This is a genomic window from Halorubrum sp. GN12_10-3_MGM, assembly GCF_005435235.1.
Classification (GTDB): Archaea; Halobacteriota; Halobacteria; order Halobacteriales; family Haloferacaceae; genus Halorubrum; species Halorubrum ezzemoulense.
On sequence record NZ_SGUB01000005.1, the window covers coordinates 1 to 17,936 of the forward strand.

Consider the following 17,936-nt stretch of genomic DNA (forward strand, 5'->3'; position numbering starts at 1 on the left):
TAACGGAATCTGTCGATCTGTCGACGGGCTCACAGTCCGGGCATATATCGGTCAGCGGCCCCGTCGATGTGTCGGCCTCATGGACAGAGGTATCCCGAACGCGCGATCCCGTCGTGGAATTGAACGGCGAAACTGTCGGCTACTCCGGGACGCTCAACGACGGAGAGACCGTCTCGCTGGACGCTAAAGCCTCGTGGGTCCAGGAGGGAACGAATAATATCACGGTGAGTGTCGGAGACGGTTCTTACTCGGGCGCTGGACCGGAGCCGAAGGTCGAGCTCGAGTACCGACACGACATCGAGTCGCCGCGGACTGTTCTCTATGAGTCCGAAGCGCTCTCGGAGCGATACAACGTCACAAAGACGTACACAAACCAGATAGCGGACGCAACGCTCCGGGTTCCGCACGCTCGAAACGTATACTCAATGCGGTCCGTGGAGTACCGACTCAACGAGACCGGGAGATGGTCGAGCGTGCCTCAGTACGCGACGAACCTCTCGGGAACGACGCTGTCGGTCGACGTGTCGGAGATCGCGGGCAACCCGGTCCCGGCGGGAACAACTGTCGAGGTTCGATCGGCAGCCTCGCGCGTCGACGTGCGTAATGGAGAGATATCGGTCCAGCGAGCGACGCCGGTCGGGTTCGATCTTAACTCGCGGATTCGGCTCGACTCCTGGAGCTCGGATAGCTTCCTCGCGGTCGGCGAGACCGCTCAGGGCGAGCTGACGCACTACGCGACAAACGAGAGCTATCCCACGGAGAGCGACTATGTCGAGCTGTACTTAGACGGGGAACAGCGGTTCTACGCGCCGAACGCGACGAGTGGCTCGACCCTGACGCTCCAAACGCTGTCGGCGCGCGTCTCGCCGGACCAGAACTCCATGCGGGTCCGCGTTCCGGATGGCGTCAACGCAACGAGCCCGCGGTTCGTCGTCGAGCCGGCGTCGGTAATTGGAGACTCGTGGAGCATCGAGTACGTCGCCGGAACCGACGGCCAATACTACGCGGCCGTCGACAAGAACGGGGACCGACTCGGCGGGGCGGAGAAGCCCTCGGAGATTGAGGTCTCTCGCGACGACGTGGGTCTCGTGGAGATCGTCGCGGCGGAGCCGCCGACTCCGGGATCCGATACGGTCGGCGGTGGGGTGTTCGCGACGCTCACAACCGGGAATCTCCCGAGCCTGACAGTCCTGTTCGGCGGGGTCGCTATGCTGTTCGTCGCCGGGACGCGACCGGCGGCCTCGAGGGACGCGATCGACGGGCTCGGAGGGAGCCTCGGCGGCGTCGTCGAGCAGGTCCCGCTCGTCGGACCGCCACTCGGGAGCGCGCTGGAGTCCGCGGTCTCGAGCGTCGGTAGCGCGCTCGTTAGCGTCGGCGAGAACAGGCTCCTGTCGGGTGCGATCGCGGCGGCGGTCGCGGTCGCGGCGGGACAGGCGGGACTCTACCAGGTCGGCTCGGAGGCCGGCGCGATCCTCGCTGTCGGAGGGATCGCGGTGGGCTCGCTGTATGTCCTCCGAGAGGCCGGCGAGTTTACTACGGCTCGATGGATCGCGATCGTCGCCGTCGCGGGCGTGGTCGCGGTTCAAGGGCTTGGAGAGGGAGACCTCCTCGCTCAGTTTGTCAACTCGGACGCGTTCCTGATCGCGGTCCTCATGGGCGGCTACGCCGTGATTCAACTCGTGCGGGAGTACCGGGCGAATAACGATCCGAACGATGACCGGCCGCAGATAGTGATCGGCGGGCGGTTCAACTCGGGCGACGACGAGGGATCGAACTAATGAGTTGGCTCTTCGAGGCGCTGTCGGCGCTCGGAGCGGGGCAACGCCTCATGATGGGAGCGATGCTCCTCGCGGGAGCGCTCTACCTGTTCAAGGCGGTGAAAGTGGGGCGTCTCGTCGGGAGCGTCCTGTCGTCGGGGGCCGCGTACGGTATCGTGGTTCTGGTCGGCGCGGGAGTCGCGATCGCGCTCGGGTGGGTAGATCCAAACGTCGACGCGATAACGACTCAGGTCTCGACGGCCGTGGAGACTATTTGGAGCGCTGTCGGCGAGTGGGTGATCGACCATACGATCGGCCGGCTCGGGTAGCCCCACCTAAGGCTATCTGACAAGGTAGCTTCTCACGGTCCCGTCCCCCACTATACTGCGTTCTCACCGGCGAGAGGGCGTTCTACGACTGTCCTGTAGGTTCAACGTGCGGAGCGGTGCGGTGCGGCAGGCCGGCGACGTTCTGTCGCCGGCCGTTATTGTTCTCCCCCTTAGGGGCTACACCCGTAGGGTCCCCTGCTAACCTACCCACGCACCGCAGACGCTCTACCGCCTGTTCTCGCGACGCTCGACACCACGAGAGACACGATCCGCAGAAAGGAGTTAAGAACCATTATGTTTTAAAATCCGCTCCGGTCGCGGGCGTAACTGCGGAAGCGGAGCGATCGACGCCGATCGAGCCGCCTGGTCGTCGACGTCGAGGAACAAGAGGAGCGGATCGAGGCGTCAGAGCGCGCGAAAGAACAGAGGCGAAGCTACCGACCGCGGCGAACCGAGGCGCGTCGAGCGCCGTTACTCGACCCAGTCTCGCCGATCGGTCCGAACGCGGACCTCGTCGCCTTCCAGGTACTCCTTCTCGAGCGCCGTCGCCAGCTGGTGCGGTTCGAGCGCAAGGTCCTGGAAGTACGCCCACTCCGAACGACGTCCGCGATCTCCGTCGCCGGCGTCGTCCTGGTCGTCTCTGCCCTCCCGGACGTCGTCACCGACCGCGGACGGATCCTCGCGCTCCTCGCGGCGCTCGCGTCGAGCCTCCGCGCGGTCCATCATGTCGTCGACCTGGTCGTCCGGGTAGATCCGGCGGAGGATCTCCTCGGCCTCGTCGAGGACGGCGAGGCTCGGGAACACGACCAGCACGGGGTTCCCGACCTTCTCCGCGATCCCGACGTCGACGAGCCGGGAGACGTGGTAGCGTATCGTCGAGCGAGCGAGCCCGGTCCGCTCCTCGAGCGTGTCGTAGGACGCGCCCGACTCCGTCGCGACCACGCGGAGGATGTCGTAGACGGCCTGCGTGTTCGCTTTCAGCGCCTCGCGGTGGATCTCCGTCCCGACCGCCTCGTAGCGCTCGCGAAGCTGCTCACGACGACCGCCGGGGTGCTTGTACCGGTACTCCGGGCTCGCCGGTCCCGCCTGATAGTCGTCGGCGATCAGCTCGTCGCGACCGATCCCGGCCCACTCCAGGTGCGCCGAGACGACCGACCGCAGCACCGACATGACCTCGTCCCACTCGTCGACGTGAGGGAGCGGGCCGTCGCCGTCGACGCCGGCGAACGACGCCTCGAGCTTCGGGTGGTGCGCCGGGTCCTCCCGCGGGAACTCCGCCCATCCGGCAGCCTGGTAGCACTTGAGCTCGATGTCGTAGGACGTCCGCTCGAACCCGAGGAGGTGCCAGCGGTCGGCGTCGAGGAGCGCCTCCAAGTATCCCTCGCGCTGGCGGCGCTGGTGCGCCTCGATCTCGGACTGGCCGCCGTAGGCGATCAGCTCTCGAGTCTGATCCAGAACCTCGACAACCTGCCGCTTCCACCCGATGTCGAACCGATGGTGCGCCTCGGCCTTGGTGAGACGGCGCGAATCGGCGTTCCGGTCCGCGAGGAGGCGACCGCGGTCGACGTCCAGGACGATCTCGAGGAGGTCGAGCATCCGTCCCTCGACCTCGGCGGCCGTGTCGGCCCACGTGGTCGAACACCGCACGAGCGAGCCCTCGTCGTACTGGAGCGTGAGCGGCTCGCCGTCCTTATAGTTGAGATCCTCGAACTGCGGGATCACCCGGAGCGAGCACGCCTTCCCGGTCTTGTAGAGGTCGCCGTCCTCGTCGCGCTCGCGAAGCGTGAGGTCGTACTTGTAGTACGCCGAGTAGTCGTCGCCCGAGCCGGTACCGGCCTTCCAGCGCGACGAGGTAAGCTTCACGACCCACTCTCGTCCGGGCGTCGGCGCGTCGAGCCACGTCAGTTCGTGGTGATCGAGCTCGGCGGCGATCCCCGGCTCCTCGTCACGATCACCAACGATATCGTACCACAACTGGTGAACGGCCGAGTAGAGCGCGAGGTCGCGACCCGCGTCGTTGAAGACGGCCTGAACGGCGGCCCCGTGCGCCGCCGGCTGCGGCGCGACCCGGTCCTCGATCCGCGGGTCCGGGAGCGTGCCGATCCCGGCCTCCGGACTGGTCGGCGTGTCGATGCTCACGCCGAATCACCCCGGCACTTGTACCAGACGATGTCTTCGCCGGACGTCTTCCCTCCGCACTCCGGACACTCGTAATCGCCCTTATCTAGGTCTACGCCGTCAAATTTTTCTTCGACCGCGCACATCTGACACACGCCGTTCCGGCGCCGCGTGGGGTGTGGGCATCCCGTCATCGTTCACCTCCCGCGTCGGCCTCGACGACGTCGAGGACGTTCCACCAAGTTACGCCGTGGCAGGAGTGACAGACGTGTTGGAACGAGCCGCTGGAGCGGTCACCGACGATCTCGGTAGTCCGCTTCTTCGACGTCTTCCCGCAGCCCGTACAGCGAGCCGAGAGAAGCGGACCGACGTGACCCACGCCGGGCGCGGTGGCTCGCTCACTCGACATCGTCCACCTCCTCGGTCTCCTCGTCCTCGCGTTTCTCTGCGAGCTCGTCGGGGAGGTTCCCGTTCTCCTCCGCGAGCCGGAGCTGTTCCGCAAGGGAACTCGCGTGGCTGCGTTCCTCGTCGCTCACGCTGACGCACCCCCGTCGGGTCCCTCGTCGGGACGGTAGTGACGGCCCTCGGACGTGCCGATCTTGAAATCGTCCGGCCGGTCGGGACAGCCGACAAGGTGGCCGTACTCGAGGTCGCCGTTGATGCTGCGGGTACAGCGCGCGCCGCAGGTGTCGCAGAAGAATTCGCGGTCCTTCTCGGCGGTGAAGCTCCCGGAGTAGCCGAGGCTCACGCGCCGACACCTCCGGCTACGGACCTGTTTTTCCTCGAATACCTATTACTAAGGAGTGATACGTTAGAGTGAAGACCGCTATGGGGCCGGAGGGATTTGAACCCCCGATCGACTGATATCTCCGGTGCGCCTCGGAACTCCAGAGGGTCGTCAACGCGACCGATGATCAGTCGGCCGCTCGGTATATCAGTCTGGAGTGTCGTCCCGGGCGCAAGCCTCTGGAGTCAGTCGCCATGCCTGGCTTGGCCACAGCCCCGCGTGATCTCGCATTCGACCGTTGCCGAAACGCGGATAAAGGGGTTTCGATCACGGACGATCCGACGACGCGGCGGCGGCGAGCGAACGCGCGCGACACGGCGGCGATCCGACCGGCGTTACTCTCGGTCGTCGTCGCTCCAGTCGCAGTCTTGGCACTTGTACCCGGTGACGAACTCGGTCACGCTCGGCATGTACCCGACCGAGATGACGTCCCCGCCGCACTCCGGGCAGTCGCGGTCGGCGTCCGCGATCGATTCGGCCTCCAGCACGGACTCTCCTTCGATCAGCTCTGCGAGCTTCTCGGGCGTCACCATCCGCCCCTGAACGACGCGGTTCGACATACCGTCCGTTCGGGGTCGAGTACCTAAACCCCGGCGACACGCGGGGCGATCACGGAGCCGTGCGATCCGGGGCAGAAATCGGATATGTCGGTCGCCGGCTACGCCGGGCTTACAGCCACGGCGCGCGGGAGTCGTCGTCGGTGAACGGGTCCGCCCCGTCGTCGTCGGCGTCCCGGCTCTCGCCGCCGTTCGCGAGGACGGCGACGTCGTCGTCGACGATCGGGGAGGGCCCCTCAGGCGGCGCGTCGAGCGGCGGTTCGCTCGGCGCTTCCTCCGACTCTTCGTCGGCGTCGGCGGGGTCGGCGTCCGACTTGTCCGCGCCGTCGACGCGACCGTCCGGCGCGTCGTCGTCGGGCGCCTCGTCGTCCCCGGCGGCGCCCTCCTCTCCCTCCGAGTTCGGGTCGTACGCGAACAGGGTCGTCACCGCGAGCACCGCGAGCGCGACGGGCGCCTCCGTCTGCATGAGGTCGAACGGGCCGAGCAGGATCGGCAGCGCGAGCACGCCCAGCGCGACCGCGGAGCCGAACCGGAACCGATCGATGTCGACGCGGCCGCGGAGGTGCGGCGACAGCAGCGCGATCGACAGCGCGAACGCCACGCCCACGGCGGCGGCCGCGGTGCCGTTGACGACGTACTCGGTCGAAGTCCGCAGGGCGAACCCCGACGGCTCGAAGCTCGCGACGAGGCCGAGTCCGATGATCACGCCCGGGCTCGGCAGGTATTCGCCGATTTCCGAGCTAGCGGTCTTCGCGGCGATCGTCAGGATGACAAGCCCGGCGAACCGCTCGAAGACGGGCAGGTTGAGCAGCTCCTGGAGAGTTGGCGCGAGGGCCGCCTCGACGGCGGCGACCGGGATGATCACCGCGCCGATCAGTAGCACGGACGCGACCATCTCCCGACGGGTCCCGTCCATCTCCGCGAGGATCACCGCAGCGGTCGCGGAGCCGCCGAAGATCAGGATACCGGTCTCGACGACGCCGGTGGCCGATCCGAGGACGCCGGCGACGACGAGGGCGGGGAAGATGCCGTCGATGAGCGGCAGGACCATCACGGTCGCGAGCAACTTCGTCGCGCTCCCGACCTGCTGTTCTAATCGCAGGGCGACCGGGTGACGTGACGTGCTCATTTAGGGACGATAGCCCTGACCGTCGGGGTGGCGGTGGGACGCGTGCGACTCGCAGTGGTCCGGGGACCAGCACGCGGAGTCCACGCCGCGGGAGGTCCGACGAGCCCATGTAAAGGGTTTGCGCGGATTGCCGGCTGTGAAGCGGACGCCGAGGTCGGCGTTCGACTGGCCGGCGATACGCGCGTTCACGGGACTGTCGGAGTCCATACCAGATATACGTGTTTCGGTCGCGTTAAAGGTTGTGTGAGACGCGTCCGCATGACACGACGTATCCACGGTGAACGCGTGGCTCCGACGAGGAACCGTCGCCGCTTTCGGGGCTTCTCCGATCATCTCTCGGCGCCGGCTCTCACTCCGGACGCAGAGCGGCTTCGACGGGCCGAACGGACTCAATCGTTCTCGAACCGATCGCGTCTCGGCCGATTGATAGCCATGATCATGTATATAATAGGTATTCGAATGTGAGCAACAACCACGTCCGTGCCGTCTCGCAACGCTTTTCATCGGCCGTTCATGACGGATTATATGGCGACAGATTCTGGCCGATTCTCGGCGAAGCTCGATGTCCCGGAAGCGCTGACGTTCGACGACGTGCTCCTCCGTCCGAAAGAGAGTCGGGTCGAGCCCGACGACGCGGACCTGACGACGCGCGTGTCGAAGCACGTCGAACTCACCGTCCCCGTGCTGTCGGCGGCGATGGACACCGTCACCGAGAGCGACCTCGCGATCGCGATGGCCCGCGAAGGCGGCCTCGGCGTCCTGCACCGCAACATGACCGCCGAGGAGACGGCCGCCGAGGTCGAGCGCGTCAAGCGCGCGCACGAGCTCGTCATCCGCCGCGAGAACGTCGTCACAGTCTCGCCCGACGACACCGTCCGCGAGGCCGACGAGGTGATGGAGCGGCAGGGCGTCTCCGGCGCGCCGGTCGTCGCCGACGACGACACGGTCCTCGGTATCATCTCCGGAACCGACATCCGGCCCTACCTCGAAGTCGGCGAGGACGACGCCGTCCGCGAGGCGATGACCGACGAGGTGATCACCGCCCCGGACGACGTCGATGCGCGCGAGGCGCTCGAACTGATGTACGATCATAAGATCGAGCGCGTCCCCATCGTCGACGGCGACGAGCGGCTCGTCGGGCTGGTGACGATGCAGGGGATCCTCCAGCGCCGCGAACACGAGGACGCCGCCCGCGACGACCGGGGGCGCCTGCTCGCCGGGGTCGCCGTCGGCCCCTTCGAGGAGGAGCGCGCCGTCGCGGCGGATCAGGCCGGCGTAGACGTCATCTTCATCGACTGCGCGCACGCCCACAACCTCAACGTGCTCGACTCGGCGGAGGCGATCAAAGCGACCGTCGACGCCGACGTGGTCGTCGGCAACGTCGGCACGCGCGAGGCCGCCGAGGCCGCGGTCGACTTCGCCGACGGGCTGAAGGTCGGCATCGGACCGGGCTCTATCTGTACCACGCGCGTCGTCAGCGGCGCGGGCATGCCCCAGATGACCGCGGTCGCGGAGGTCGCGGACGTCGCCGCCGAGCACGACGTGCCCGTGATCGCCGACGGCGGGATCCGGTACTCCGGCGACGCGATCAAGGCGATCGCGGCGGGCGCGGACGCCGTGATGCTCGGCTCGTACTTCGCCGGCACCGACGAGGCCCCCGGCCGCGTCATCACGATGCAGGGGAAGAAGTACAAGCAGTACCGCGGGATGGGGTCGGTCGGCGCGATGAAGTCCGGCGGCGGCGACCGCTACCTCAAAGAGGAGGACGAAGACGAGGAGTTCGTCCCCGAGGGCGTCGAGGCGGCGACCCCGTACAAGGGGAGCCTCGCCTCCGAGCTCCACCAGCTCACGGGCGGGATGCGCTCCGGGATGGGGTACGTCGGCGCGGAGACCGTCCCCGACCTCCACGAGCGCGCGGAGTTCGTCCGCGTCTCGACCGCGGGCCAGAGCGAGAGCCACCCGCACGACGTGATGATCACGGACGAGGCGCCCAACTACAGCCCGGACGAGTAACCGGAACCGACCGCCGACCGAGCGCGGTCCCTGTCGGGTCGCGCCCCACCGCGTCGCGCTGCGCCTCGTCGACTCCGGTCGCGTCTCGTCCGATCGCGTCCGGCCGGGCGACCGATCAGCGTGGCGCTTCGAAGAGGTATTTTAATATAGCCAGCGGAGAGACGAAACGTGTGAGCGAACACCCCCTCGCTCCCGTCATCCATGAGTGAGCAACCGCCGCTGGTCCTCGTGGTCGAGGACGAACCCGATCTGGCCGACCTGTACGCCGCTTGGCTCGGCGACGAGTACCGCGTCCGGACCGCGTACGGCGGCCGCGAGGCGCTCGACCAACTCGACGAGGTCGACGACGAGGTCGACGCGATCCTCCTCGACCGACGCATGCCGGGTCTCTCCGGCGACGAGGTCCTCACGGCCGTCCGCGAACGGGGCATCGACTGTCGGGTCGCGATGGTCACCGCCGTCGAGCCAGACTTCGACATCCTCGAGATGGGGTTCGACGACTACCTCGTCAAGCCCGTCACGAGCGAGACGCTCCGAGAGACCGTCGAAGGGCTGTTACGGCGCGGCGAGTACGACTCGGAGGTCCAAGAGCTGTTCTCGCTGACCTCCAAGAAGGCGATGCTGGAGTCCGAGAAGAGCGCCAGCGACCTCGCGGACAACGAGGAGTACCAGCGGCTCACCGGTCGGATCGACGAGCTCCGCGAGCGGGCCGACGAGTCGCGCGACGCGGTCGCGACCGACGACGAGGACTACGAGAAGCTGTTCCAAGACTTCGACGCCGACGGGTAGTCGGCGACCGAACGGGTTCGAGAGGGGGCGCCGCGGACTCTTTATCAGCGATCCGGCCGAAGGCGTGTTCGTATGCGCGTCCGGGACCTGCCGCTTTCGTCACGCGTCGTCGACCACTTCGCCGAGCGCGGCGTGCGCGAACTGTACCCGCCGCAGCGCGCGGCGGTCGACGCGGGCGTCTGCGACGGCGCCGATGTCGTCGCGGCGGTGCCGACCGCCTCGGGCAAGACACTCGTCGCACAACTTGCGCTCCTGACCGCCGACGGCCCCGGGCTCTACGTCTGCCCGCTCCGCGCGCTCGCCCGCGAGAAGTACGAGACGTTCGCGGCGCTCCCCGGCGTCGACGTCGGCATCTCCACCGGCGACTTCGACGCGACGGGCGAGGCGCTCGCCGGCAACGACGTGGTCGTCGCCACGAGCGAGAAGGTCGACTCGGCGATCCGCAACGGCGCCTCGTGGGTCGACGCGCTGGCCTGCGTCGTCGTCGACGAGGTCCACCTGCTCGGCGCGACGGGGCGCGGACCGACCCTCGAAGTGACGCTGGCGACGCTCCGACGCCGGAATCCGGACCTCCAGACGGTCGCGCTGTCGGCGACGGTCGACAACCCCGAGGCGATCGCCGACTGGCTCGACGCCGCGCTCGTCGAGTCCGAGTGGCGGCCGGTCGACCTCCGGACCGGCGTCGCCGTCGGCGGCGAGGTCGACTTCGACGACGGCACGAGCCTCTCGGTCGACCTCGACGAGACCGAAATCGACGGCGACGGGGACGCTGACGACGAGAACGATCCGACCGAGGTCACGGCCGCGCTGGTCGCCGACGCGGTCGCGGACGGCGGCCAGTGCCTCGCCTTCGTCCGCTCTCGCCGCGAGGCGGTCGACCTCGCCGAGCGGCTCGCCGAGGACGGCCTCGCCGCGGAGTTGGGGATCGACGAGGCGGCCGCCGCGGCGGCCGAGGAGGCGACCGACGTGGACGGCACGCTCACCGGCCGACAGCTCGCCGACTGCCTGCGGACGGGCGTCGCGTTCCACCACGCCGGGCTCCGGTCGGGTCACCGCGCCGTCGTCGAGTCGGCGTTTCGCGAGCGCGACGTGGCCTGTATCTGCGCCACGCCCACGTTGGCGGCCGGCGTCAACGTGCCCGCGCGCCGCGTCGTCGTCCGCGACCAGCGCCGGTACGGGGAGGGCGGCATGGCGTGGATCCCGACGCTCGAGGTCCACCAGATGTGCGGCCGCGCCGGTCGGCCCGGCCTCGACCCGCACGGGGAGGCGGTCCTCGTCGCCGACGCAGACACTCGAGGGGAGGTTCGCGAGCGCTACGTCGAGGGCGAGCCCGAGGCCGTCGAGTCGCAGCTCGCCGAGCCGGGCGCGCTCCGGACGCACGTGCTCGCGGCGGTCGCGACGGGGTTCGCCGCGACCGAGTCGGAGATCCTCGACGTGTTCGAGGGGACGTTCTACGCGCGAGAGACGGGGGCGGGCGGGCTCGCCGACGCCGTCGCCGTCGCGGTCGACGACCTCGTTGCGGCCGAGATGGTCGCGCGGGAGACGGGCGGGGTCGAGGACTATCGCCTCGTCGCGACGGCGGTCGGCGAGACGACCTCGAAGCAGTACGTCCGCCCGGAGACCGGCGAGCGGATCGTCGCCGGCCTCCGCGCGGCGGCCGACCTGTCCGAGGCGACGACGCTCACCGCCTTCGAGGTGATCTGCGACACGCCGGACATGCAGGACACCTACCTCGGCAACGCAGAGCGGGCCGACATCTACCAGTTCGCCCGGAGCAACGCCGCACAGCTGACGACGGACATGACCGACCCGGACGACTTCGAGGGGTGGCTGGAGTCGGTGAAGACCGCCCGCATCCTAGACGAGTGGATCGGGGGCGCGACCGTCGAGGAGCTGGTCGAGCGGTACCGGATCGGTCCGGGAGACCTCGACTCCCGTGTCGAGCGCGCGGAGTGGCTGCTGAGCGCGGCCGAGGCGCTCGGGGAGACGACGGGCGTGCGCGTTCCCGCGGTGTCCCGGGCGCGGTCGCGGCTGTGAGCGACGAGGGATGCCGGGGAAAAACGAAAGCGGCGGCGACGCGCGGCGGCTCAGTCCGCCGAGCCGACCGCGCGGTGGAACGGCGTCCGGGCGATGGTCTGGCGCAGTTCCGCGAGCGAGTCGCGGCCGACGTCGCTCGCCGCGGACATCACCGCGAACACCTCCTGTCTGGACACCTTCACGCCGGTCTCGGTGAGCGCGTCTTCCGGGCGGCTCCCGAGCTCTCGGAGGGTACCGACCGCGAGCAGGTACGGGACCGTCCACGCCTCCATCGTGTTCCCGTTCGACAGCGGCATCGTCTCCAGGTACGCCTGCGCGTCGTCGAGGAACGAGCGGGCGTAGTCCGCGGTCTGGCCGACGACCCGCGCGGACGACTCGCGGTTCTCGGGGTGGACAACGCGCTCCTGCTCGACGCCCTCGGCCTCGAGCCACTCGGCAGGGAGGTAGACGTTGTTCTCCTCGGTGTAGTCGTCGTAGACGTCCTTCGAGACGTTGACGAGCTGGAGGAGGAGGCCGAACTCCTCGGCGGTCTCCCGCAGTCGCGTCGCGCGCTCCTCGGTGAGGTCGCCGCGGGTGAGCAGGTTCGTGATGAGGTTGCCGACGGTGCCGGCCGCGTAGTAGCAGTACTGTTCCAACTCGTCGCGGTCGTCGATGCGGAGTCCGCCCTCGGTCGCGTGACGCTCGACGAACATCGCCATCCCGTCGACCATCTCCAACACCGGCGGGACGATGGCATCCTGGGCCTCCGGGTCGAGCTCTTCGAACGTCGCAGCGATCGTGGGCGCCTCGGCGACGACGGTCCAGTCGTCGTCGCGCTCCGCGGGCAGCCACTCGTCGACCGACGCGCGGAACGCCGCGATGTCCGTCTCGTCGTCCGGATCGATCGATCGCCGGTACGTCCGCAACACGTCGCTCTGGGCGTCCGGCGGGATATGACCCGCGTCCTCGACCGTGTCGGCGACGCGGCAGAGGAGGTAGCCGACGCAGATCTGCGACGCCATCGGCTCCTCTAACACGTCGACAGTCAGCGCGAAGGTCCGCGAGACCCCCTGGACCGCCTCGTGACACCACTCGAGGTCGGCCTCGCCGGGGCCGTGTTCTCGTCCGCTCATTCAGTTGCCGGTATTTACGGCACAACGCATAAAAACCCTCGTGGAACGTCCGCCGGGCGTCGACCGCAGGACGGGCGGCCGAAATCGCACGACTCGACTCCCGTCAGCTCCGACGAACCGACGACCCGTGTACAATCGTGTGGAAACGGCTAAGTCCGCCCGGCCAAAGGCTCGGGTATGGAGTTCACGCTCACCGAAGAGCAGCGTCAGATACGCGACACCGTCGCGGAGTTCGTCGACGAGGAGGTCGTTCCGCGCGCGGCCGAGATCGACGAGACCGACGAGTTCCCCGCCGACCTGGTCGAGGAGATGGCCGACCTCGGTCTCATGGGCATGCCGTTCCCGGTGGAGTACGAGGGCGCGGGCCTCGACTACCACAGCTACGCGATCGGGCTCGAAGAGATCTCCCGCGGCTCCGGCGGGCTCGGGACGGTCGTCGCCGCCCACACCTCGCTGGCCGGCAACATGCTCTACGAGTTCGGCGACGAGGCCCAGAAGCAGGAGTACCTCACCGCGTTAAACACCGCCGAGGACATCGGCGCGTTCGCCCTCTCGGAGGCGGAGGCCGGCTCCGACGTGCCGGCGATGTCGACCACCGCGGAACGCGACGGCGACGGCTACGTCGTGAACGGCGGCAAGCTCTGGATCTCGAACGGCTCCGTCGCTGACACGGTCACCCTGTTCGCCAAGACCGACCCCGACGCCGGCCGGAACGGCATCTCCTCGTTCGTCGTGCGCCCCGAGGAGGACGACGGGTTCATCGTCGAGGGGACGGAGGACAAGCTCGGCGACAAGGGATGTCCGACCGCGGAGCTCCGGTTCGACGACATGTGGATCCCCGAGGACCGGCTGCTCGGCGAGGAGGGCGACGGGTTCGTCCACGCGCTGAAGACGCTCAACGGCGGGCGCATCACCATCGCGGCCCGGTCGGTCGGGATCGCGCGCGCGGCACTTAACGAGGCGAAATCCTACGCCCAACAGCGCGAACAGTTCGACCGCCCCATTTCCGACTTCCAGGCGATCCAGCACAAGCTCGCCGACATGGACACGAAGGCGCGCGCCGCGGAGCTGCTGATGCACGAGGCGGCCGACCTGAAGATGCGCGACGAGGACTACATCAAGGAGGCCGCGCAGGCGAAGCTGTACGCCTCGGAGATCGCCCGGGAGGTCGCCAACGAGGGCATCCAGATCCACGGCGGCTACGGCTACACCAAGGACTTCCCCGCGGAGCGGTTCTACCGCGACGCCAAGCTCTCGGAGATATACGAGGGAACGAGCGAAGTGCTCCGCAACACGATCGCACAACAGCTCCTCGACGAGTGAGCGGGCGGGGCCGCGCGGGCCACGCCCCTCAGCGGTCGTCTGGAGTCTCGCCCTCCCCGTCGCGGTCGCCGTCCGCGATGTCGCGATCGCCGTCCGCCGCGTCTCCGTCTGCCTCGCGCTCCTCGCCGGATCCCGGCCCGTGCGCCACGTCGGCGTCCGACGGGTTCTGGTCGACCGCGTACTCTCCGGTGTCGATCCGCTCCGCGGGCTCCGAGTAATCGCGATCGCTCGGCGAGAAGTCGGGCCGGACGACGCCGTCCTCGGGGATATCGAGGTCCTCCTCGGACGACGCCTCGCTCGCAACGTCGTCCGCCTCGGCGTCGGCGACCACGTCGTCGTCGGGTTCGTCGCCGGCGTCCTCGCTCTCTACGCCACCCTCGTCGACGCCGCCCCTCTCGTCTCCCGCGGGCTTCTCGCCTCCAGGGGGCTCCTCGTCTTCGGCGGGCTTCCCCTCCTCTGTGCGACTCCCGACGCTTCCGTCCGTCTCGTCGACTCCGTCCTCTCCCCCGTCGTCGCCGTCGAGCCATTCGAAGGAGTCGGCCCCGTCGCTTCGGCGGGCCGCGACGGCGGTCGCGAGGCGCTCGGTGAGGGTCTGCTTCAGCGCCTCGGCCTCGCCGACCTCGAAGTCGACGGCGGCCGCGTCGCTGCCGGTCAGCGAACCGGTGCCCGCCGTGTCGGCGACGATCGTCGCCACGCCCCACCGGCGCTGGAACACGGTCCGGCTGTCGATCACGTTCTGGATCCGGTAGTACGGGACGACGGCGACGGTCCGGCTCCAGAACCCGTTCCGCGTGAGCAGGTGGTCCTCGCCGACCCAGTAGCCGCGGTGTTTCCACTTCAGGTGCGCCGCGGGCGGGACGGCGAGGAGGAGGGCGGCCGCCCCGTACCAGGGGATCGACGGCGACACGTACCAGTTCACGCCGTACGCGATCCCGGTGAGGACGCCGACGATCAGCGTGTACCGGATGACGTACCGCCAGCGGATCCGCTTCGGCGGGCGGTTGAACTCCGGCGTCCCGAACGACTCGACCTCGTGTGCGAGCCGGTAGACGCGGTCGGTGGCGGCGATCGGGACGGCGGACTGGTTGCCCGACTCGCTCCCCTGTCCGGGGGCGTATCCCGCCGTCTCGATAGAGAGGCTCGCGTAGCCGAGCGCGCGCTTGGCGGGGTTGTCGGTGATCCGCAGCGCCTGGATCTTCTCCGTCGGGATCGACCCGCTGTATCGCCGGAACAGCCCGCGTTCGTAGCGCAGCTCGTCGCCGGCCCGCGAGAGCCGGAACCCGTAGTAGTTCGAGAAGGCGACGCCCGCGCCGATGAGCCACGACGCGATGAAGAGGGCCGCGACCCCGACGATCGCGGTCGCGGTCAGCGCGGCGGCCGAGGTCTCCGGCAGGAAGCTCGACAGCACCGGGAACGACCCGGAGCTGAGGAACGCCAGCAGCCCGATCAGGCGCCCGTCGAACGACAGCGCGCCGACCATGGCGAGCTCGCCGGGCGAGATGGCGAACAACACTTCCTCGTCGGGGCCGAACGCGTCGTCTCCACCGGGGTCGACCGCGTCGGCGTCGGTCCCCGACGCCTCGGCGTCGTCGTCTCGGCTGGCGCGTCCGGACTTCCGGCGCTGGACTTCGCGCTGGAGCCGCGTCGCCTCGTCGGGCGTGACGAAGCGGATCGACCCCTCGGTGCTGGAGCCGCCGGCGGTCTCTAAGTCGACCGCGGCGACGCCGATCGCCCGCTGAATCACGCCGCGGCTCACGTCGACGTTCTGGATCCGCCGGTACGGGATCTCTCGCTCGCGTCGCGAGATGACGCCGGAGGAAATGTCGAGCGTGTCCTCGGTGAGGACGTACTCGAACCGGCGGTAGTACGCGACCTCGTAGGCGAACGTGACGAGGAGGATGGCGGCGCCCCCGCCGACCGCCAACGGGAGCCCGAAGCCGCCGCTGTTCACGATCACGAACAGCGCGACGGCGGTCCCGGCCGCCTTCTGGAGCGCGCGGTACGGGACCGACTGCGGCGCCAGCTTCACACCGCGTCCTCCCCGTCGGCGCGGATCGCCAGCCGCTTCAACTCCTCGCGGAGGTCGCTCGCGCCGTCCGGCGTGAGTCCCGGGATCCGCACGTCCGCGCCCCGCGATCCGGCGGTGTACACCACGCAGGAGGCGAGCCCGACCGTCCGTTCGACCGGGCCGCGGCGGGAGTCGACGTGTTGGATCCGCACCAGCGGTACCGTCGTCCGGACCTGCGTGACCACCCCGCGGTCGAGGTAGATCGCGTCCTCGCGGATCTCGTAGCTCCAGCGTCGGTACCGCAACAGCGCGTGGGCGACGGTGAGCGTCAGGACGACCCCCCCGACGGCGACCGGTGCCCACCGCGGGAGGTACTCGAAGTACGCGCCGCCGACGAAGGGAGCGGTGACGAGCGCAGACAGCAGCACCGCGCGGAGGACCCACACGACCTGGACTCGGGGATGGAGCGTCTGTGCCGTCATCGACGGTCCCCCGTCGCGTGTCCGTGTGTCATGTCCGCGGCTTGTTCCCCCCGACGTATAAGTCCGGTCGGACGTGGCCGGAAGGCTTCGACGTGCGAGCGCCGATCCGCGGGCGTCGATTGCCGTGATTGTTATCATCTATCAAAGGAGAAACTTGCCGAAACCAATATCACGAACGATCGAGTCGTGGTCGCCATGGCCGACGATCCGTTCGAGAACATGCTCGCCCAGATGGACCGCGCCGAGGAGTACGCAGACGTGGACCACGGGGTGTTCGAGCGGCTCAAGCACCCGGAACGCACGCTGAAGGTGACGCTCCCGGTGGAGCTGGAGTCCGGGGAGGTCGAGGTGTTCGAGGGGTACCGCTGTCAGTTCGACAGCGCCCGCGGGCCGTTCAAGGGCGGCGTTCGGTTCCACCCGACGGTCACGCAGCGAGAGGTCGAGGCGCTCGCCGGGTGGATGACGTGGAAGACTGCCCTGGTCGACCTCCCGTACGGAGGCGCCAAGGGCGGCGTGATCTGCGAACCGAAAGACCTCACCGAACGCGACCTCGAACGGCTCACCCGGCGGTACACCGAGGGGATCCGTCGGATGATCGGTCCCGAGATCGACGTGCCCGCGCCGGACATGAACACGAACCCGCAGACGATGGCGTGGATGATGGACACCTACTCGATGTACGAGGGGTACTCCGTCCCGCAGGTCGTCACCGGGAAGCCGCTTGAGATCGGCGGGACGCCGGGTCGCGTGGAGGCGACCGGTCGCGGCGTCTCGCTCGTCACGGAGCGGCTCTTCGAGTACCTCGACCGCGACCTGTCGGACGCGACGATCGCGATTCAGGGATTCGGGAACGTCGGGTCGAACGCGGCCCGACTCCTCGACGAGGGGGGCGCCAACGTGGTCGCCACCTCGGACGTGTCGGGCGCGGCCTACGACCCCGACGGGCTCGACGTGGCCGCGCTCGGCGCGCACGTCGACGCCGGCGGACTGGTCGAGGAGTATGTCGCGGGCGAGATCCGCGGCGGCGCGAGCACCGCCGACTCCCGCTGGGACGACCCCGACCAGATCACCAACGCGGAGCTGCTCACGCTCGACGTCGACGTGCTCATCCCGGCCGCCGTCGAGGGCGTGATCACCGCCGACAACGTCGACGACCTCCGTGCGTCGGCGGTCGTCGAGGCGGCGAACGGCCCGACGACCGTCGCGGCCGACAAGGCGCTCACCGAGCGCGACATCCAGGTCGTGCCGGACATCCTCGCGAACGCGGGCGGCGTCATCGTCTCCTACCTGGAATGGGTCCAGAACGCGCAGGAGTTCTCGTGGCCGCTGGAGACGGTTAACGCCGAGCTTGAGCGGCGCATCGGGAGCGCCTTCGACAAGACCGTCGAACAGTACGACACGAAGGAGCTCCCCGACCTGCGGACCGCCGCCTACACGCTCGCCTTGGAGCGCACCGCGAAGGCCCACGAGTACCGCGGGCTGTTCCCGTAGCCGG

Annotated in this window: 16 protein-coding genes and 1 tRNA gene; 7 read left to right on the forward strand and 10 right to left on the reverse strand. The window is 68.8% G+C overall.

What is annotated here, in order from left to right; translation table 11 throughout:
- Window positions 1–473 precede the first annotated feature (473 nt).
- A complete protein-coding gene (locus EXE47_RS05300) occupies window positions 474–1,778 on the forward strand; it encodes a hypothetical protein (protein ID WP_241997553.1) in 1,305 nt (434 codons plus the stop codon).
- Complete coding sequence (locus EXE47_RS05305; RefSeq protein WP_137708083.1) at window positions 1,778–2,086, forward strand: hypothetical protein; 309 nt, start codon at window positions 1,778–1,780, stop codon at window positions 2,084–2,086. Before EXE47_RS05300 ends, EXE47_RS05305 begins: the two co-directional genes overlap by 1 nt.
- A 471-nt stretch (window positions 2,087–2,557) precedes the next feature.
- Here the strand turns inward: EXE47_RS05305 and EXE47_RS05310 are convergent, their stop codons facing one another.
- The 7 genes from EXE47_RS05310 to EXE47_RS05330 all read right to left on the reverse strand — a co-directional run bounded on the left by EXE47_RS05310 (window position 2,558) and on the right by EXE47_RS05330 (window position 6,677).
- The gene (locus tag EXE47_RS05310; RefSeq protein ID WP_137708084.1) at window positions 2,558–4,225 is read right to left on the reverse strand and encodes a winged helix-turn-helix domain-containing protein; all 1,668 of its coding nucleotides are present in this window, start codon (window positions 4,223–4,225) and stop codon (window positions 2,558–2,560) included.
- A gap of 169 nt (window positions 4,226–4,394) precedes the next feature.
- On the reverse strand, window positions 4,395–4,613 hold the full coding sequence (locus EXE47_RS05315) for a hypothetical protein (RefSeq protein WP_094552950.1): 219 nt from the start codon (window positions 4,611–4,613) through the stop codon (window positions 4,395–4,397).
- The gene (locus tag EXE47_RS18405; protein ID WP_158293590.1) at window positions 4,603–4,740 is read right to left on the reverse strand and encodes a hypothetical protein; all 138 of its coding nucleotides are present in this window, start codon (window positions 4,738–4,740) and stop codon (window positions 4,603–4,605) included. The genes EXE47_RS05315 and EXE47_RS18405 overlap by 11 nt, the downstream gene beginning before the upstream one ends.
- The gene (locus tag EXE47_RS05320; RefSeq protein ID WP_007344517.1) at window positions 4,737–4,952 is read right to left on the reverse strand and encodes a hypothetical protein; all 216 of its coding nucleotides are present in this window, start codon (window positions 4,950–4,952) and stop codon (window positions 4,737–4,739) included. The genes EXE47_RS18405 and EXE47_RS05320 overlap by 4 nt, the downstream gene beginning before the upstream one ends.
- Before the next feature lie 81 nt (window positions 4,953–5,033).
- Window positions 5,034–5,208 (reverse strand) — tRNA-Trp (locus EXE47_RS18410).
- 118 nt (window positions 5,209–5,326) lie between these two features.
- Window positions 5,327–5,551 (reverse strand): DUF5795 family protein, encoded by a 225-nt coding sequence (locus EXE47_RS05325; protein ID WP_049929945.1) that lies wholly within the window; start codon window positions 5,549–5,551, stop codon window positions 5,327–5,329.
- A gap of 109 nt (window positions 5,552–5,660) precedes the next feature.
- Window positions 5,661–6,677: a DUF5794 domain-containing protein gene (locus tag EXE47_RS05330; RefSeq protein WP_089307796.1), complete on the reverse strand. Its 1,017-nt coding sequence runs from the start codon at window positions 6,675–6,677 to the stop codon at window positions 5,661–5,663.
- A gap of 525 nt (window positions 6,678–7,202) precedes the next feature.
- Between EXE47_RS05330 and guaB the strand changes: the two genes are divergently transcribed.
- From guaB to EXE47_RS05350, 3 genes are all read left to right on the forward strand, one after another.
- A complete protein-coding gene (gene guaB, locus EXE47_RS05340) occupies window positions 7,203–8,690 on the forward strand; it encodes an IMP dehydrogenase (RefSeq protein ID WP_089307795.1) in 1,488 nt (495 codons plus the stop codon).
- Window positions 8,691–8,891: 201 nt separating this feature from the next.
- A complete protein-coding gene (locus tag EXE47_RS05345; RefSeq protein ID WP_049929939.1) occupies window positions 8,892–9,479 on the forward strand; it encodes a HalX domain-containing protein in 588 nt (195 codons plus the stop codon).
- Window positions 9,480–9,551: 72 nt separating this feature from the next.
- Window positions 9,552–11,516, forward strand: a complete 1,965-nt coding sequence (locus tag EXE47_RS05350; RefSeq protein ID WP_089307794.1) for a DEAD/DEAH box helicase — start codon at window positions 9,552–9,554, stop codon at window positions 11,514–11,516.
- 50 nt (window positions 11,517–11,566) lie between these two features.
- Here the strand turns inward: EXE47_RS05350 and EXE47_RS05355 are convergent, their stop codons facing one another.
- Entirely contained in the window at window positions 11,567–12,628 is a 1,062-nt protein-coding gene (locus tag EXE47_RS05355) for a phytoene/squalene synthase family protein (RefSeq protein ID WP_089307793.1), read from the reverse strand.
- Between the two features lie 177 nt (window positions 12,629–12,805).
- Between EXE47_RS05355 and EXE47_RS05360 the strand changes: the two genes are divergently transcribed.
- Entirely contained in the window at window positions 12,806–13,951 is a 1,146-nt protein-coding gene (locus EXE47_RS05360; RefSeq protein ID WP_086215960.1) for an acyl-CoA dehydrogenase, read from the forward strand.
- Between the two features lie 28 nt (window positions 13,952–13,979).
- Here EXE47_RS05360 and EXE47_RS05365 read toward each other — a convergent pair whose 3' ends face one another.
- Together EXE47_RS05365 and EXE47_RS05370 are read right to left on the reverse strand one after the other, a co-directional pair.
- The gene (locus tag EXE47_RS05365; RefSeq protein ID WP_089307792.1) at window positions 13,980–15,980 is read right to left on the reverse strand and encodes a PH domain-containing protein; all 2,001 of its coding nucleotides are present in this window, start codon (window positions 15,978–15,980) and stop codon (window positions 13,980–13,982) included.
- The gene (locus EXE47_RS05370; protein WP_049929933.1) at window positions 15,977–16,441 is read right to left on the reverse strand and encodes a PH domain-containing protein; all 465 of its coding nucleotides are present in this window, start codon (window positions 16,439–16,441) and stop codon (window positions 15,977–15,979) included. The genes EXE47_RS05365 and EXE47_RS05370 overlap by 4 nt, the downstream gene beginning before the upstream one ends.
- 195 nt (window positions 16,442–16,636) lie before the next feature.
- On the opposite strand from EXE47_RS05370, the gene EXE47_RS05375 reads away from it, so the two are divergent.
- Entirely contained in the window at window positions 16,637–17,932 is a 1,296-nt protein-coding gene (locus EXE47_RS05375; RefSeq protein WP_049929931.1) for a Glu/Leu/Phe/Val dehydrogenase, read from the forward strand.
- Window positions 17,933–17,936 lie beyond the last annotated feature (4 nt).

What these genes read in the sequence shown, in the direction of transcription:
- EXE47_RS05355 (WP_089307793.1), bottom strand. Translation starts at nt 12,628, where the DNA reads ATGAGCGGACGAGAACACGGCCCCGGCGAGGCCGACCTCGAGTGGTGT.
- EXE47_RS05330 (WP_089307796.1), bottom strand. Translation starts at nt 6,677, where the DNA reads ATGAGCACGTCACGTCACCCGGTCGCCCTGCGATTAGAACAGCAGGTC.
- EXE47_RS05345 (WP_049929939.1), top strand. Translation starts at nt 8,892, where the DNA reads ATGAGTGAGCAACCGCCGCTGGTCCTCGTGGTCGAGGACGAACCCGAT.
- EXE47_RS05375 (WP_049929931.1), top strand. Translation starts at nt 16,637, where the DNA reads ATGGCCGACGATCCGTTCGAGAACATGCTCGCCCAGATGGACCGCGCC.
- EXE47_RS05370 (WP_049929933.1), bottom strand. Translation starts at nt 16,441, where the DNA reads ATGACGGCACAGACGCTCCATCCCCGAGTCCAGGTCGTGTGGGTCCTC.
- guaB (WP_089307795.1), top strand. Translation starts at nt 7,203, where the DNA reads ATGGCGACAGATTCTGGCCGATTCTCGGCGAAGCTCGATGTCCCGGAA.
- EXE47_RS05315 (WP_094552950.1), bottom strand. Translation starts at nt 4,613, where the DNA reads ATGTCGAGTGAGCGAGCCACCGCGCCCGGCGTGGGTCACGTCGGTCCG.
- EXE47_RS05325 (WP_049929945.1), bottom strand. Translation starts at nt 5,551, where the DNA reads ATGTCGAACCGCGTCGTTCAGGGGCGGATGGTGACGCCCGAGAAGCTC.
- EXE47_RS05360 (WP_086215960.1), top strand. Translation starts at nt 12,806, where the DNA reads ATGGAGTTCACGCTCACCGAAGAGCAGCGTCAGATACGCGACACCGTC.
- EXE47_RS05305 (WP_137708083.1), top strand. Translation starts at nt 1,778, where the DNA reads ATGAGTTGGCTCTTCGAGGCGCTGTCGGCGCTCGGAGCGGGGCAACGC.
- EXE47_RS05350 (WP_089307794.1), top strand. Translation starts at nt 9,552, where the DNA reads ATGCGCGTCCGGGACCTGCCGCTTTCGTCACGCGTCGTCGACCACTTC.